General features: G+C 36.2%; 14 protein-coding genes and 1 pseudogene. 13 read left to right on the top strand and 2 right to left on the bottom strand.

What is annotated here, in order from left to right; translation table 11 throughout:
- The gene (locus tag Gferi_RS07555; protein ID WP_069975102.1) at positions 1–768 is read left to right on the top strand and encodes an ABC transporter ATP-binding protein; all 768 of its coding nucleotides are present in this window, start codon (positions 1–3) and stop codon (positions 766–768) included.
- A gap of 167 nt (positions 769–935) precedes the next feature.
- On the opposite strand, the gene Gferi_RS07550 is transcribed toward Gferi_RS07555, so the two are convergent.
- Together Gferi_RS07550 and Gferi_RS07545 are read right to left on the bottom strand one after the other, a co-directional pair.
- A complete protein-coding gene (locus Gferi_RS07550) occupies positions 936–1,142 on the bottom strand; it encodes a L,D-transpeptidase (protein ID WP_236932753.1) in 207 nt (68 codons plus the stop codon).
- Between the two features lie 115 nt (positions 1,143–1,257).
- Positions 1,258–2,028 (bottom strand): alpha/beta hydrolase, encoded by a 771-nt coding sequence (locus tag Gferi_RS07545; protein ID WP_069975095.1) that lies wholly within the window; start codon positions 2,026–2,028, stop codon positions 1,258–1,260.
- 1,286 nt (positions 2,029–3,314) lie between these two features.
- On the opposite strand from Gferi_RS07545, the gene Gferi_RS07540 reads away from it, so the two are divergent.
- From Gferi_RS07540 to Gferi_RS07485, 12 genes and pseudogenes are all read left to right on the top strand, one after another.
- Positions 3,315–3,803 carry a ribonuclease H-like YkuK family protein gene (locus tag Gferi_RS07540; protein ID WP_069975093.1) on the top strand — a complete coding sequence of 163 codons (489 nt, stop codon included), beginning with the start codon at positions 3,315–3,317 and terminating at the stop codon, positions 3,801–3,803.
- 624 nt (positions 3,804–4,427) lie between these two features.
- The gene (locus Gferi_RS07535) at positions 4,428–5,543 is read left to right on the top strand and encodes an ABC transporter substrate-binding protein (protein WP_069975092.1); all 1,116 of its coding nucleotides are present in this window, start codon (positions 4,428–4,430) and stop codon (positions 5,541–5,543) included.
- A gap of 13 nt (positions 5,544–5,556) precedes the next feature.
- Positions 5,557–6,381, top strand: a complete 825-nt coding sequence (locus tag Gferi_RS07530) for an alkaline phosphatase family protein (RefSeq protein WP_069975091.1) — start codon at positions 5,557–5,559, stop codon at positions 6,379–6,381.
- A 62-nt stretch (positions 6,382–6,443) separates the two neighbouring features.
- Positions 6,444–7,295, top strand: a complete 852-nt coding sequence (locus Gferi_RS07525) for an ABC transporter permease (protein ID WP_069975088.1) — start codon at positions 6,444–6,446, stop codon at positions 7,293–7,295.
- Positions 7,288–8,085, top strand: a complete 798-nt coding sequence (locus tag Gferi_RS07520) for an ABC transporter permease (RefSeq protein ID WP_069975082.1) — start codon at positions 7,288–7,290, stop codon at positions 8,083–8,085. The genes Gferi_RS07525 and Gferi_RS07520 overlap by 8 nt, the downstream gene beginning before the upstream one ends.
- 15 nt (positions 8,086–8,100) lie before the next feature.
- Positions 8,101–9,126 (top strand): ABC transporter ATP-binding protein, encoded by a 1,026-nt coding sequence (locus tag Gferi_RS07515; RefSeq protein WP_069975081.1) that lies wholly within the window; start codon positions 8,101–8,103, stop codon positions 9,124–9,126.
- A 39-nt stretch (positions 9,127–9,165) separates the two neighbouring features.
- Positions 9,166–9,924: a DeoR/GlpR family DNA-binding transcription regulator gene (locus tag Gferi_RS07510; protein WP_207645807.1), complete on the top strand. Its 759-nt coding sequence runs from the start codon at positions 9,166–9,168 to the stop codon at positions 9,922–9,924.
- Positions 9,925–10,318: 394 nt separating this feature from the next.
- Positions 10,319–11,896 carry a DUF342 domain-containing protein gene (locus Gferi_RS07505; RefSeq protein ID WP_069975079.1) on the top strand — a complete coding sequence of 526 codons (1,578 nt, stop codon included), beginning with the start codon at positions 10,319–10,321 and terminating at the stop codon, positions 11,894–11,896.
- A gap of 13 nt (positions 11,897–11,909) precedes the next feature.
- Entirely contained in the window at positions 11,910–13,742 is a 1,833-nt protein-coding gene (locus Gferi_RS07500; RefSeq protein ID WP_069975077.1) for a hypothetical protein, read from the top strand.
- 636 nt (positions 13,743–14,378) lie between these two features.
- Positions 14,379–14,762 (top strand): annotated as a pseudogene (locus tag Gferi_RS07495) (RidA family protein).
- Entirely contained in the window at positions 14,759–15,853 is a 1,095-nt protein-coding gene (locus tag Gferi_RS07490; protein ID WP_069975075.1) for a threonine synthase, read from the top strand. The pseudogene Gferi_RS07495 and the gene Gferi_RS07490 overlap by 4 nt, the downstream one beginning before the upstream one ends.
- A gap of 638 nt (positions 15,854–16,491) precedes the next feature.
- Positions 16,492–16,941, top strand: a complete 450-nt coding sequence (locus Gferi_RS07485; protein WP_236932708.1) for a cytochrome b5 domain-containing protein — start codon at positions 16,492–16,494, stop codon at positions 16,939–16,941.
- The last annotated feature ends 5 nt before the right edge of the window (positions 16,942–16,946 follow it).

The following is a 16,946-nucleotide window of genomic DNA, read 5'->3' as shown; positions in this document are numbered from 1 at the left end:
ATGGAATCAGTCTTGGAAGTAAAGAAGATAAACAAATCTTATATGGGTAGAAACAGAAAGGTTCATGCGGTTAAGAATGTAAGTTTTGAGATTTATGAAGGTGAATGTGTGGGGTTGGTTGGAGAAAGTGGTTGTGGAAAGAGTACCATTGCTAAGATGATTTCCCGCTTGGAAAGCGTAGATTCCGGTGAGATTTTTTTAAATGGCAAAGACATTGCTGATGCGTCTGGAAAAACATTGAGAGAGGTATACAAATCCATCCAGATGGTGTTTCAAAATCCGGTGGAATCTTTTAATCCAAGACTTAAGTTCGGCGAATCAATTATGGAAGGTATGATCAATCATGGGGTTTCAAGAGGCGAAGCAAAGGTAAAAGCAGGGGAATATTTAAAGATATGTGGGCTACCAAAGGAATTTGCTGGTCGATACCCCCATCAGGTAAGCGGAGGAGAGTGTCAGCGAGCCTCCATTGCCCGGGCGATTGCCGTAGAGCCAAGGCTGCTAATTTGCGATGAGGTAACAAGTGCATTGGATGTTACCGTACAGGCACAAATTGTAAAACTTATGAAAGAATTAAAAGAGGAAATGAAGATGGCTTATTTGTTCATCAGTCATGATATAGCACTGGTACAGGAAGTATGTGACCGTGTACTGGTTATGTATAATGGCCAGGTGATTGAAGATGGATCCACAGACGAAATTATCCAGAATCCGCAAAATGAATATACAAAAAGACTAATTGATTCTATATTTGAAATCGCTTGGTGAAACAGAAGTTCTTAGCTTATGTGTTACAAGGGAAGGTTCTGCTGGCAATAGAAAATGTAAAACCATCCTACTATCGGAGCAGGAATAATTTACTAATGGCATCGCAAAACAATGGTATAGCGTAAAAAAGTAGGCTTTATATTTGACACAAGTATAAAGCCTACTTTTTATATTTTGTAGACTACGGCATACATAGTATCTCCAGGCTGTACCGTATAAGTATGGAAGCTTCTCTCAGAAGGAATGCTTCGAACCTGAGTACCGATGGTTACCACAGCATAGATGAAGTTCACATCCTCATTGAACATACGGACACAGCCATTGGAAACAGCTTTGCCAATCGAAGCAAGATGATTGGTGCCATGGGATACCATAGTCTTCAAAGAAACGAATCCAGCCTGTGGTGGGTACATCAGTCGCTGGATTTTTAAATTCTTCTATAGGGGCTATGCTTGCTATATTTCATTAAGCTAAAAGTGCAGCAAGTTATTATTGAAGGAGAAATTCCAATACCCAAGGTAAGACAGTATCAACTTTACTAACTAGATCGCTGTGGTTAAGGTTATCAAATATTTTATGAGCGATTTCGTTGCGCTTTAGTTGATTCTCGTTTTGCTCAAAGTTTTCCAGAACCAAAGGATTATCATTGAAGCCTGTATATACTGCTAATTTTTTAGTAATATCACAAACATCAATGCCTTTCCAAGACTTCATAGCCATTAGTTGAGCGATTATTATTTCTATATCCGTATTTTCTACCCATTCGATATCTTCTTCTGCCAAATCTTGATTACTATAAGTTTTAGTTTGCTTGCAAGTATTTAAGATTTCATATTCATCAATCCATTTTGGTACTGACTCCTTGAAGAAACTATCTCCAAATGTAGTACCGGCACAAATGACCTTTTGTACATGTTTACTTAAAATACATGTCTGTAGTCCAATTGTTGCCCCATAAGAATGTCCAAAATAGTGGTATTCTTTAAACCCACAGGCATTTATAACTGCATGAATATCATTAATAATATTATTGATTGAGTAAAATTCTGGATCGTGGGATTTATCACTCTCGCCAAACCCCCTCAAATCCATTGTAATCACAGTGAAATGAGGAGTGAGTTTTTCTACCCAGCCAGTGTCCTTCCATAGGTTTTTATTCACCTTTGATCCCATGCCATGAACTAGCAAGATCGCTGGTCCGTGCCCAGTAACGTCATAAGCTATTCTAGCGTTATCTAATGACAAAACATAATTTGACATGACCATTACCTCCGTTTTAATAGATAGGATAGTCGATTATAATTCTTTGTATCTAGTTTATCCATTGATGCAAGTACAGTCAATAGAGAAAATGTAATTTATTTCCTATTTAAATATACAATGTAGGACTTGTGGGGACGATTCGTTTGTCTTCTAGATATACTTACTTGTGATGATATATTTTCCTTGCCAGTCTCTTTCATTCTATCCTATTACTTTTTTTTCTATGATATCAGAGATTAATCATATAGCGCATAGGTAGATTAGTGCGACATATTGGTGGAGTGTGGACCTATGTGTCCACCCGTTAATTTTGCCGTCTCTTTGGGCAGACACACAGGTCTGCCCCTACCGCTATCCTTATGTGGGAGACAATGTAGGGGCGCACAGTGTGCGCCCGCTAATGATATGCATCGGGAGAACAATGTTCTCCCCTACAGGAAATAACAGCCTGTCGGTATGTGATGCATGGAACACTCCCTGTGGTGTTCCCCTGTATGTCGCACTATTCTACAATTGCAAAATAACTTTATAAGGATATATCATTTTCAACCACTTTCTTAAACATACCCTTGATTTTTTATTTTACAAAAAATGATAAATTCTTCATAGTTTGTTCATAGTTTATTCATAATCTTGTTTTAAACTGTATTTATGAGGTTATCCCCCTCTTTATAATATAGAGCTCTCAGCAGTTATGAGAGCTCGTTCCATTGAGGAGACTATAATAGCAGTATCGCTAACAAAAAAATTTGAGCAAAATTACTCTTTTCATTTCATCACGCGCTTTCTTGTTTATCGGAACACGTATGGTAAATGTGGATTCTTTTATATGTAATTAGGCGCTGTCAAAGGAAGTGTTATTTTGCACTTCCTTTGCTTTGTGATATCAATAAGGTATTTTACTGAAAAGACTGGATTTTCCGATTCATTCTACCATCCACTGCGCTCATCTGAAAAGAAAAAACCATATTCTGCATAAAAGCATGAACTCCTTTAAATCCTGCTGTATCTCGCTAATCCTTATGTTTAAAAATTTAGGGAACCTATCAGTATGATAAAAACAGGCTGTGGCAGCCTGCTTTATATTCGTTTTCTTGAAGTTATATTTAATGCTTAACTTTAACTTTAACAACAGTTTACAAGTAATGTAATGAAATAGTTTGAAAACTGGTGTATGATTAACATGAAATTTAGAAAATCTTAATATTAAAACCTCGTAAGAAAATACTGAAGGCGTATGATATAAATATGACAGTTTAGAAAAGTTCTTGGAGGTGTATAGGATGAAAAGTATCACTTATGGGGAACTAAGTTTTCAAGAAGTATGTGAAAAAATAAAAGATTACATTGACATGGATTTACAATGTACCTATGTGATTTCTATTGGAACAGACTCTCAAAACTTCAGTGGTCTTACAAAAATGGTTTCTGTAATCACCCTGGTTCGCAAGTCCAAGGGAGGCATCTTTTTTTATGATATAAAAAGATTGAAAATAATTAATGATCTCCGGCATAAGATATTTGTGGAAACCCAATATAGTCTTGAATTAGCTGCAAAGGTTATGGAGTATATTCAAAAGAAGGAAATCCGTGCTGCCTTAGAGGTGCACGTAGATATTGGTGAGGGTGGAGATACGAAGTATTTAGTAAAGGAAATTGCAGGTTGGGTGGGGGCATTAGGGTTTAAATGCTGTATTAAACCAGAATCCTATGCATCCACAGGGATTGCAGATAAGCTGTCAAAAAAGGGTAGTCGAGTAGGTTGCGTATAGAGGTTATCTATCTTATATAGATAGCCTTCTTATTTAGGCTTAAAAACCTGTAGCTGAATGTTCTCCGATGGAGCCGTGTCTAAAAAACGATTAATCTCATAAGATTCTGGCTTTAGTTCTGACTCGTTTTTTCTGTAGATAATCCATCCTCGCATAAAGTAATTCACAGACTTTCATAAAAAATTTAACGAAAAGACATGAAGCAAAAGAGATCATCCATAGAAGATGAACCAATTACGTTATAACTGTGCTAAGGTTCAGGATGTTTATAGGCACGTTAAGTTTGTGTTATATTTGTAGTGAAGAATATAAGATTAATCATAAGGAAGGCTATATGAAAACCGCATAAAATTCGTTTTTCTTTTATTAATGAGCATAGAGACGAAGCATGTCTCCAAATAAGCCAATAAATCATAAAGGTAAGCAGATCGATTCGTTAAACGAAAATATGCTTACCTTTTCTATTATAATGCTAAGGCAAGCTGGGAATAAAACAACAAAAAGCAAAGAAACACAAATAAAAACCACAAAATTTACAAAATAATTACAAGCTTTTAATTATCTTTTTAATTGGAATCGGTATGATTAAGAGGACAAGAAATAAAAAGATATGGAGGGTTGTATATGAAAAGTAAAAAATGGTTTAAACAAGTTGCTGCATTTTTGATGACAATTTCAATGTGTTTAAGCTTAATAGGATGTAGTGCAGAAAAAAAAGCAGAATCTACAGCTGCTGCAGATTCATTGCCAAAAGAGTTATCCCTTGAAGAAATTGAAAAATTGGCAAAGGAAGAAGGCAAGGTGATTAGCGTAGGGATGCCTGATGATTGGGCGAACTGGAAGGATACTTGGGCGGATTTAAAAACCATTTATGGATTGGAGCACTCCGATACGGACATGTCCTCCGCTGAGGAGATTGCAAAATTTGAAGCAGAGAAGGAGAAGCCCACTGCAGATATTGGAGATGTAGGGATGGCATTTGCTCCAGTAGCTGTACAAAAAGGTGTAACCCAGCCCTATAAAACTTCTTATTGGAATGAGATTCCTGATTGGGCAAAGGATAAAGAAGGACACTGGATGTTGGGTTATCAAGGAACCATTGCATTTATAACGAATAAAAAGCTCATTCAGAATCCACCAAAAACTTGGGATGAATTACTGAATGGAGACTACAAAGTAGCTGTTGGTGATGTAGCCAAGGCTGCTCAAGCGCAAAATGCACTGCTCGCTGTAGCCATGGCAAAGGGTGGAGACGAATCCAATATTGATGCAGCATATGAATTTTTTAGCGAGATAGCCAAGCAAAGAAGACTATCGCTGGTAAATCCAACCCCTGCAAACTTCGAAAATGGAGAAGTGGAGATGGCAATTTTATGGGATTTCAATGCACTGTCCTATAGAGATCTGCTTAATAGAGAAGACTATGAAGTCACTATTCCGGCCGATGGTTCTATTGTCAGTGGCTACGCAACGATTATCAATAAATATGCACCCCATCCTCATGCAGCCATGTTAGCCAGAGAGTACATACTCAGTGATGCAGGACAGATTAATCTAGCAAAAGGCTATGCCCGCCCTATTAGAGACAATGTTAATTTACCGGAGGATGTAAAAGAAAAAATGCTTCCATTGGATCAGTATAAAAATGTTAAACCGATTAAAGATTTTACCGTATGGGAAAATACAGCTAAGGAAATACCTCAAAAATGGCAAGAGAAAGTACTTATACATGTAAAATAGGAGCTGTTTTTTAATGCAACAAAAAGTCATTCTTTTACTAATAGACGGTTTACACTATCATAAGGGAAGAGCAATGATGGGCTTTTTAGAACATCTAGTGGAGTCTAAGAAGGCTTGGTGCAGAAAAATTAAGACTGAATTGCCAACCTTATCAAGGCCAGCTTATGAGGTGGTTTTAACAGGTACTCCTGCTTTTGACAATGGGATCACAAGCAATTATATCGTACGGAGATCCAGAGAAAAAAGCGTTTTTCAAATAGCAAAAGAAAAAGATTTGGTAACAGCCGCCGCTGCATACTATTGGTTTAGTGAGCTATATAATCGTGCACCCTTTGACCACTTACAGGATAGAGAATATGAAGATGACAATGGGTTTATACGATGGGGCAAATTCTATTTTGAGGATGATTATCCCGATAGTCATCTGATTTTAGATGGCGAAGTGCTTCGAAGAAAGTATGACCCACATTTCTTATTAATTCACCCAATGGGCCTGGATTATGTAGGACATAGATATGGCTGCGAGTCAAAGGAATATGCAGAGAAAATTATTCAAATGGATAGTATTTTATCAAGATTTTTACCCCTCTGGATGGAATTAGATTATCAGGTTTTAATTACAGGAGATCATGGTATGAATGCCTTTGGCCAGCATGGTGGAACGGGAGAGGACGAACGAATAGTACCCTTATGGGGTATTGGATCTGTTTTAGAAAATAGACAATTTCCTCAAGAGATTTCTCAGCTATGTATAGCACCATTACTTTGTCAGTTATTGAATATACCTAAATCGAAAAAAATGGTCGATATAAGTTCTTCTGGTATGACATTCTGCTGATAGCAGAATGTCATAGTTGTTTTATTCTATAAAAATTCCATGTTAGAACAGGAGTTGAGTAAATGATTTTTAAAAAAGAAAAATTTATTATGCTATTAGGATTTATTCCCTTTGTTTTTTTTATCATAAACTTTCTAATACTTCCTCTAATATTCATTTTCATAAATAGTTTTTTGGTTGAAGGGAAAGGAATGAGTATTGAGAATTATAAAACAGCTTTTACAAATCCTTTTTATTTTCAAAGTATCCAGAACAGCATATGGATTTCTTTGATGAGCAGTTTTTTTGGTATTCTCATTGCGTGCCTTGGAGGGTATTCGATCTCAAGACTATCACCAAAGCTTCGGAGCAGGTTTTTAATGCTATCCAATATGACTTCTAATTTTGCTGGTGTACCTTTAGCATTTGCATTTATGATCCTATTAGGAAGCAGTGGAGTTCTTCCAATTTTACTACATAAAATTGGTTTTGATTTAAGTAAGGTGTTTACCCTATATTCAGGGACTGGGCTGATACTGGTCTATATCTACTTCCAGATACCCTTAGGGATATTATTGATGTATCCAGCCTTTGATACGATAACTGAGGATTGTATACATGCCGCTACTCTGCTTGGAGCTTCCAAAATACAATTCTGGACTAAGATTGGAATTCCATTATTGTATCCTAGTATTCTAGGAACCTTTAGCATTCTATTTGCAAACGCTATGGGGGCCTATGCAACGGTTTATGCTTTGACCACAGGAAGCTATAATGTTTTACCTATCAGAATAGGTGCTTTGGTCTCAGGAGATATGTTTTTAAATCCCAACATGGCAAGTGCGCTAGCGGTTATTCTTGGAAGTATATTAATCGGGGCCACCCTATTAAATGAAAGGCTTCTAAAATATAAGGGAGGAGAGTCCCATGAGTAAAAAAGTTAAAAAAACTAATTTCATTTCACTGGGAATTATGATTTATTTGTTTATTCCGGTGATTGCGACGTTCTTGTATTCTATTGCAACAAAATGGCAAACAACTTTATTACCAGAGGGATTGACATTAAAATGGTATATTATGTTATTTTCCGACACAAGGTTCTTAGCTGCTTTAGGAAGATCATTACTCGTTGCCACACTGTCTTTATCTATAAGTATGGTAGTGACAATTCCTGCAATCTTTATCACAATCGCCTATCTCCCTAAGCTGGAAAAATATTTGAATATGATTGTTGTGCTGCCCTTTGCAGTACCAGGAATTGTTTTGGCAGTAGGGTTGATTCGTATTTATTCTAAAGGGCCCTTTGCAATTGCTGGAACCATCTGGATTTTAGTAGGTGCCTATTTTATTGTATGTCTTCCTTTTCTATATCAGGGTATGAAAAACAATCTAAAGACCATACAAGTGAATGTGTTGATGGATGCAGCTGAACTGCTAGGAGCAAGTAAATTACAGGCTTTTTTTTATATCATACTGCCTAATATGATGAAGGGTGTGATTGTCTCTTTATTACTTGCTTTTTCGATGTTGTTTGGAGAATTTGTATTGGCAAATATCTTGGTAGGCGGTAACTTTGAAACCGTTCAAATTTATTTATACAATAAGAATGCTGAAAGGGGACATCTTACCAGTGCTATTGTAATTACATATTTTGTTTTTATCTTAATTATTTCGGCTGTTGTGGTAAAGGTCAATCAAATAATGAATAGGGCCGTTGAGTCATAAAATGGAGGGAGAACAATGAGTTACTTTTACGGAGAGAAATTATCAAAAAACTTTGACAATCTAAAAGTTTTTGAAGATCTAGGCTTTGAAATTGAAAAAGGAGAACTGATTACTTTACTGGGACCATCGGGATGCGGAAAAAGTACATTGCTTCGGTGTATTGCAGGATTAACCGAGGTCGATAGTGGATGCTTATATATAGGGAATCAAGAAATAACAAATTTAAGTCCAAAAGATAGAAATATAGGCATGGTATTTCAATCCTATGCTTTATTTCCCAATATGACTGTAGCTGAGAATATTGCTTTCGCATTAAAAATCACGAAGAAGACTAAGGCTGAAATAAATAGAAAAATTAAAGATATTCTTGCATTAATTGAGTTGGAAGAAAAGGAAAATCATTATCCGCGGCAGCTTTCTGGCGGACAGCAACAACGTGTAGCTTTGGCGCGGGCATTGGTCACAGAACCAAAGGTGCTTTTACTGGATGAACCGTTGAGTGCTTTAGATGCAAAAATTCGAAAAAATTTAAGATACCAAATAAGAAAAATACAAAAAGAACTGAATATCACTACTATATTTGTTACCCACGATCAGGAAGAGGCATTAATTCTTTCAGACAGAATTTTTTTGATGAACAATGGACAGTTTTCTCAAATAGGAACACCAGAAGAGATATATACATCTCCTAAGAATGAATTTGCAGCAAGATTTATGGGTAATTATAATGTATTTAATAAAGATGAACTAGAAAAAATCATTAAATCAGCATTTAACATGCATGGCAATATATTTGCGATTCGGCCAGAAGCAATATGTATGAGTAAAGACGAAATATTGGCCAGTAAGCGGGAAGGAATACTTTTTGAAGGTAAGATTGTAGATATCATTATATTAGGAAATGTGATCCGCTATCATATTACCTGTGATAACCATACTGTGATTACAGATGTTTTAAATAACGGAAAGTTAATTGATTTTAAAGAAGGAAATATGACAGAATTGTTGATACCATGGGATGAAATTAAAAGCCTAGCCTAAGGAGGATTTGTATTGTCATTATTAGGAGAAGAAAGAAAAATGATTATTTTAAACAAGTTAGATATTGATGGCAAGGTTACAGTAAAAGAACTTTCAAAGGAGTTTCAGGTAAGTACAGAAACTATTCGTCGTGATTTGGAAATTTTAGAAAATGAAAAGCGGTTAAAAAAAGTTTATGGTGGTGCTATCAAAATATCCTTTGATGGCTCGGAACCCCCCTACAACCACAGAGAAACTCTTCATATTCATGAGAAAAGGATTATCGGAAAAAAAGCTGCCGATATCGTTCAGGATAATGATATGATTGTAATTGATGTTGGAACTACAACACTGCAAATCATTCATCATCTGCTTCATAAAAACAACTTAACAGTATTAATAAACTCTATACCAGCTCTTACTCTTCTTTTAGAATACAAACAGAGAGGGTTATTTTCAGGTAGAATTATTTTTTTAGGAGGAGAAATTAATGCTGAACAGATGACCACCTTTGGTTCTATAGCAGAAAAAACATTGGAGGCATTTTATTTAGATAAGGCGTTTATTGCAGTGGGAGGTTTATCCGTCAAACATGGGATAACAAGCTATGATGTTCAAGAAGGAACCTTGTCTAGAAAGCTTATTATGCATGCAAAGGAAGTGATTGTAATGGCAGATCACTCTAAATTAGGGGTGAGAAATTTTTATAGGATTGTTGATATTGATGCTGTACATGCAGTTATCTGTGACAAAGAACCTCCTAAAGAGTGGCAAGATGATTTGAATGATAAATGTATTACTTGGATTACAGCAACTTAAGGATTTATTCGAAAGAAACCTAATGCTATTCGATTATGATTGGGCAAATGGGGATCGCAGACGGTGGTGTAATAAATTCAGGAGATCATGATAAAAACGGATGAAACAACTATTCTTTAGAGATGAGGTTAGTTATTCATTCGTTTTTTATCCATAAAATACAAAGTTTTAATATCCATTAGACAAATTGAAAGATTGACAAGAGTTAGTAGAGGCATTATTCAAAGAGTGTAGTGTGACGATAACCCTGTCCCCCTGTCACTCGTATGCGATCCTGTTCACTAATTTTATTAAGTAATTGACGAAATATGCCGAAATTAGTAATATTAGAATTTATTTTCTAGATTTCCATTATTTATGAATAATGAATTTAGAAGGGATAGGAGTGTATTGTATGCTAATGCAAAATGAATTTTTTTCTATTAGTGAGCGAGATGGCAAGTTATATATTACTCCTTTTGGGACGGGGTTCCCTATCCGTGATTTCCAGCGAATCATTGAAGCTTATCCTCGTATCCATGTAACCAATTTTCTTGCATTAAAGAAAGCTTTAGAGGAACCTGGCAAAAATGCTGTGGAGTTTGGTAAGTTAAAGCCACAAATAGATATAACGATTTCTCCAGATAATTTGGAAGCAAAAATTCATATCAATTTGACAGCTGAAGAATTTGAAGAGCACAAAGAACAAGTTGTCAAAGAGTTATTGGAGCTATTAGAAAAAAATAAAATTGTGTATGGCATACTATACGATGTGATCAACAAAGACCTGAGCGTAAAGACGGATATTGTTATTGCCAGAGGCGTACTACCAAAGAGCGGAGCGGATGCAAGTATTAATTATCTAGATCTACCGGAAAAAAGACCAAAGATTACAGATGATGGAAGCGTAGACTACTACGAAATGAACCTTTTCAGACATGTAGAAAAGGGAGAACGATTGGGAGAAAAAGTACTGCCTCGTGCAGGAGAGCCAGGAATGAATATAAAAGGAGATATTTTACCTGCAAAAGCCGGAAATGATAGAACCCTACGATTTGATAAAGAAAGTGTAGAGGTTCTTGAGGTTGAAGGTCGCGTACTGCTGCTTGCAAAGATCACTGGGGCTTTACAGGTTAAGGAAGGGAAAATCGGCGTTGTAGATCATTTAATTATTCATGGAAATATAGGATATGAAACAGGGAATATCAATTTTAAGGGCTATGTAACGATCGAAGGAATCGTAGAAGACGGATTCTCTGTTCAGGCAGGTAAGGATATATCAATTTTAGGAGATATAGGAATTGGTGCTGTTGAAAAGATTGTTTCAAATGAAGGCAGCATATATATTAAAGGAGGTATATCCGGCAAAGGAAAGACCTATATTGAGGCTAGGCAAAATGTTTTCACAAAATATGCGAATAACTGTACAATCAAAGCGGGAGATACCATTAGCATCGGTTATTATACAGTAGATAGTCAATTAGAGGCAGACAATATAGTGATCGAGGCAAAAAACGGAAGAACGATTGGGGGAAGTATTGAAGCAAAAACAAAAGTTGCTTTACGTACCGTTGGCAATATTTATGATAAAAAAACCTATGTAAAAGTATATGGCTTTGATAGAAAAGCAATGAAGCAAGAATTAGACAAACTATTGATGAACTATAAAAAACTACTTGAACAAGCAGAAAAAAATGAAAGAGAACTAAAGATATATGAGACAGCATTATCGAGTACTGATGAAATTAGGAATACAGAGGAGTATATTCGCTTTTATAAAAACCATGAAGAATTGTTACATAAAATATTTCTACTAGAAGAAGAAAGAAAGAGTCTAATGAGAATGCTGACATCTAAAGGGGATGGAGAAATATCTATATTTGAAAAAGCATATCCTCAAACTTTTTTGGAGATTAAAAATATTCAAAAACGTATCAAGGAAGTTACCACTGGAACTTTCTACGCAGTAGACAATCAACTTATCTTTGACTAAAGGAGGAAGCAGATTGGAGGATGTGAGAACCACACATAAAGTATATCGTTATGAAGTATTGCTACAGGCCATTGATTTTTTTACCCAAAGGTTTAATTTAGACCAGTTGGGAGCATATGCCTTTGATTTCACAAATGAAATATTAACTTTAAATTCTTCTGCGTTGTTTATTCGTGAAGGAGATAACTATGTTCTTAAAAACGCTAGGTTATACGAGATTAAACAGTACAGCATTGCACATAATCGCTTCTTTGAGGATCTACCGGTACTTCATGGGGATATCATAACAAATAGATTTGATACATTTTTTAGTGAAGAGGTGATTAAAGATTTTAATATTCAACTTGTGATTCCACTGGTGATTCATGATTATCTTTACGGGTTTATTATTTCAAATGGAAAGATTTTGGGGAATTTAGAAGAAGATGATCGGGTTATCGCCAGCTCATTAACGAAATTATTCCGAAATTCTCTAGAAAACAGTAAACAAATCCATGAACTTTATCTCAAAACAAAAGAACTGGATCAAAAAATATTTAATTTATTTGCGATCAATCAAAGTGCAAAATCTTTACTATCAGAGGTTAATTTAGATAAGCTGTATTCTCTAGCTACCGATATATTCAGTGAAATTACCTGCAGTAAAGTTACTTCTTTTGGGGTATATGATTCAATTTCAAAAAGTATCAAGGTATTAGGCTATCGAAATGTACATAATTATACAAAATTCCTTACGGAGTTACATATTTCAAATCGCAGCTATCACGCATATAAGATTGTTTTAGATATTGAGAAGGATTTAGAGAGCATTCAAACTATTTTTACAAACTGGGAAGAATTCTATGCCCTACAGGCTAAATATGTAATTTTGCTTGTAAAGGATGAAATTTTAGGTGTGATTACCTTGAGCGAGGCTGTCAATGATCGGCTCTATGATGACGCTACCTTTGAACTGGTTGAAACTTTGGCTTCCTTTACCCATATTGCGATTTCCAATGCCCTATTATTCAAAGAAATGCTCACACAAAAAGAGAGAGTGGAGAGGAAATTTAGTATACTAGATACCCTGAATAGGGTTATACGTACCGTTAACTTAAGTAATAGTATTGAAGAATTGTCAGATCTAGTCTTAAAGGTTTTGACAATAAATTTTGGTATAAAAAAAGCTTTCTTTGCATACCAAGATCAAGAAAAATATGCCATAACGCATAGTATAGGTTTAGAAGATAAAAAGATAAGCTTTACAATAAATGATGCTTGGCAGAAAGCACAGCAACGAGAGACAATCCAAGATTTCCACCAAGGTGCAATAAAAGATTTTTTTGAGGAATCACTGGTAGATGTAATAGGAAGTTCTAATTGCTTGGTAATTTCTCCTATGGGGTCAGGGAGCAGCTGTGCTTACGAAAAATCTTCTCCTATGGGATTTTTAGTGGTAATCGAAACAAGGGACAGCTTAAAAGAAGAAGAGGTATTATTAATTGATACGATTGTTAAAAATATTTCCCCCATAGTCACTCAGATGCGTATCAATCAACAAATAAAGCAGGAATACCAAAAAGACCCTGTGAAGGAATTCTTTCAAGCAGTGGAAAAGAAAATTACGGAAAGACAGGAATTCGATCTTGAATTCTATGTATATTTTAGAATATTGAATAAAAATCCTTTCGAAGAAGTACAGTATATTCCCCATGAGGGAACAGAAAGCTTTGTTGTTAGCAATTATATTTTTCTATTGAGTTACGAAACGATTGATAATAACCATTTCTGTAATGTTCCAAGATTTGAAACGGTGGAAGAGCTTTGTAGCTTTGACTATCACAAGCTTTATGCGTGTGTTCGATAAAATTATATATGACCCAACTTTCATTCATTATAGGATAGGTTTTACATACAATCCTGTAGCACAGATAGAGCGGAAGCAGGTTTGGGATCAATAAGGGCTTGGGGACGTTTCGTTTGTCTCCCCGTTGCCAATCCAAGCAGGATTGTTGATTCCATGGGTGCCATAGTCTTCAAAGAAACGAATCCAGCCCGTGGTGGGTACACCCGTCGCTGGATTTTTCGATTCATTCTACCATCTATTATTCTCATTGAGAAAGAAAAAACCATATTCCGATAAATATAACTATGGTGATAATCGTACTAAGCCATCCTTGTTTTGTTAAATGATTTAAGCCACCTACCTTAAAATCAGTACCGCCTTTTTCATATCAGTACCTCCTGTGTAAATCTTTTGTATCATAACGAACTTCTACATAAAAGCATGAACTCCTTTAAATCCTGCTGTATATTCGTGTTCTTGAAGTTATATCACCCGTTTACAAGTAATGTAATGAAATAGAAGCAGTATAGGCCTTCCTTGATAAGGCTTAGGAAGCTTAATTAAACTTGTAAATGGGTGTAAGAATCTAATATTGACAATTGAAAAAACGAATGATATATTCATAAGTTACCAAGACGAAGTGAGAGGGGAAAAAATATGTATAAGATAGAACCAAAATACCGTGGTGAAAACAAAGGCCATTATACACCTGGAATTATTTCAAATGGAATGTTGTATATATCTGGACAACTATCTATAGATCCAGATACCCGGAATGTGCCAGATGGGGGAATCGAAGCACACGCGAAACTTGCTCTGGAAAATGTTGACCGAGTGCTAGAAGAAGCTGGGCTTAATCGTAATGATGTTGTCCAGTGTAGAGTGTATGTATCAGATATCGACCAGTGAGACATCGTTAACCAAGTGTATACTGAATTCTTTGGCGAACACAAACCAGTAAGGACAGTTGTGCCTGTTGGTAAACTCCACTTTGGATGTCTTATAGAAATTGAAGCGATTGCGGAGGTGTGTCAAAAATGAAATATACCTGTTCAAAGTGTGGTATAGGGACGGAGGTAACAACGAAAAGGGCAAAGTGCGACTGTGGGAGTCTTTGGAAATTGGATTATAAGCCTCCAAAGTTTGATCTATCCTTAGTGGATCGTGATACTTGGAGCATTTTCCGTTATCGAGCTTTCATGCCATTGGAAGGAGAACACTGGCGTAAAATCAGTTTAGGAGAAGGTATGACCCCTGTGATTCAGTTTGATGAAGATGTCCTACTTAAAATGGATTATTTCATGCCGACCTTGTCTTTTAAAGATAGAGGTGCCGCCGTATTGATTGCCCACTGCAAAGCTATTGGGGTAGATTCTGTTGTGCAGGACAGCAGTGGCAATGCCGGAAATAGTGTGGCAGCTTACAGTGCAAAAGCGGGTATAGATTGTGAGATTTTTGTTCCTGAAGGAACATCACCAAAAAAAATCAATATGATTCAATCCCATAATACACGGGTAAATGTGGTTCATGGTACAAGGGATGACTGTGCGGATGCCTGCAGAGCAAAAGTGGATACTGAGGGAAAATATTACGCAAGCCATGTGTATAATCCGTTCTTCTATGAAGGCACAAAAACATATATTTATGAAGTCTATGAGCAAATGCACAGAATTCCTGAAAATATTTTTGTTCCCCTGGGTAACGGTACGCTATTTATTGGTATTGTGAAGGCATTGGAAGAACTTCTTGAGAGCGCTGTCATTGAGAAAATGCCCAATATCATAGCCGTTCAAAGCGAATACTGTGATCCTTTTGCAAAAGCATTTGTTACAAAAGAAAAGTATCCAGTTAAGGTGAAGCCTGAGCCAACAATGGCTGAGGGAATTGCTATTGGCATACCCATACGTGGCGAGGAAATTTTAGAATATACCTATAAGCACAATATTAAAATCATTACAGCTCCTGAAAATCGAATTATGGAAGCCAGGACAGTTCTTGCTGCAAAAGGTATTTATTGTGAGCATACAACAGCAGCCACTTTTGCAGCCTACCTAAAGTATTGTGAATTAAATGAAAAGCTATCCGATTGCTTGATCCCTATGTGTGGAGCAGGTCTTAAATCCGATCACTAATCAGCTAACAATCCTTTTTTACATCCGGAATATAATGACCATTGCGCTCTTTTTCCCGCTGAAATAGGCTGTTAACCAGTAAATAACGCTTTACCCAAAAAAATAGCAGTAATCGCATCCACACTCACATTTACACCAACAAGATTCTCAGAGGATACTCCGAAGCTTAAGGTAATGGAATACAAGGTACATCTCATCTGCACCGCATAGGTACGGAAACCTCTCTCAGAAGGAATGATTCGAACCGCTGTACCGATGGTGTCCAGCGCTTATATAAAATTAACATCTTCTTTAAATATACGGACGCAGCCGTTTGAGATGTAGAATGTGTGGTTTTGATAGAGAAGAAGTAGGTTAAAATCAGTAGCTTAGCAAGTCTTAGATGAAAATAAAAAATGATGGATGTTCCTCTAGACGATAAGTTTAGGGGTCTTTGCTTTATAGGGGGAAAAATTTCGCAAAACAAAGAGATTTTATAAAAGTAAGGAACTGGTTAGAATTCTATAAATCATAGTTATGGATATATAACTTCTTAGAATCTCTAGGGACCAAATTTGTAGAGGTCTAACCGTTAAGGCTAATAATTCCTGATTTCGTAACATAAAATTTATAAAATCAAGAATGTTGGAGGAGATGGAGTGAAGGCGAATCGTTGGTATGATAAAGAAAAGTCTCTCATTTATCACAATATACAATATTATCAGCAGATGATTATATTAAGCTCAGATCCCTATCAAAGAATGATTTACGAAGGTCTATTCAATAACGAGGTAAGACGTTTGAAATATTTGCAATTGTATGCCCAACCGCCTAGCCAACCAAGTAATCAAGTCGATGAAAATGCACTACCCAATCAAAGGGAGTTCACTCTGGAAGAGCTGGCCCAATATGATGGCTCAGATGGGAGGTCTGCCTATGTCGCAGTAAATGGAATTGTTTACGATGTAAGCTTAGAAGCAACCTGGGGAGGAGGTACCCATTTTAGCTTGTATGCTGGTAGAGATTTAACTGGCGCTTTTATGGGCTGCCATAGCGGGAGGCCTGAGATTTTAAGAAACTTACCTCAAGTTGGGGTGTTAAAGCCATAGATTGG

It is taken from the genome of Geosporobacter ferrireducens (assembly GCF_001750685.1).
In the GTDB taxonomy this organism is placed as follows: Bacteria; Bacillota; Clostridia; order Peptostreptococcales; family Thermotaleaceae; genus Geosporobacter; species Geosporobacter ferrireducens.
Note: the sequence above shows the minus strand (reverse complement) of the source record. Positions and strands in the feature narration are given on the sequence as shown.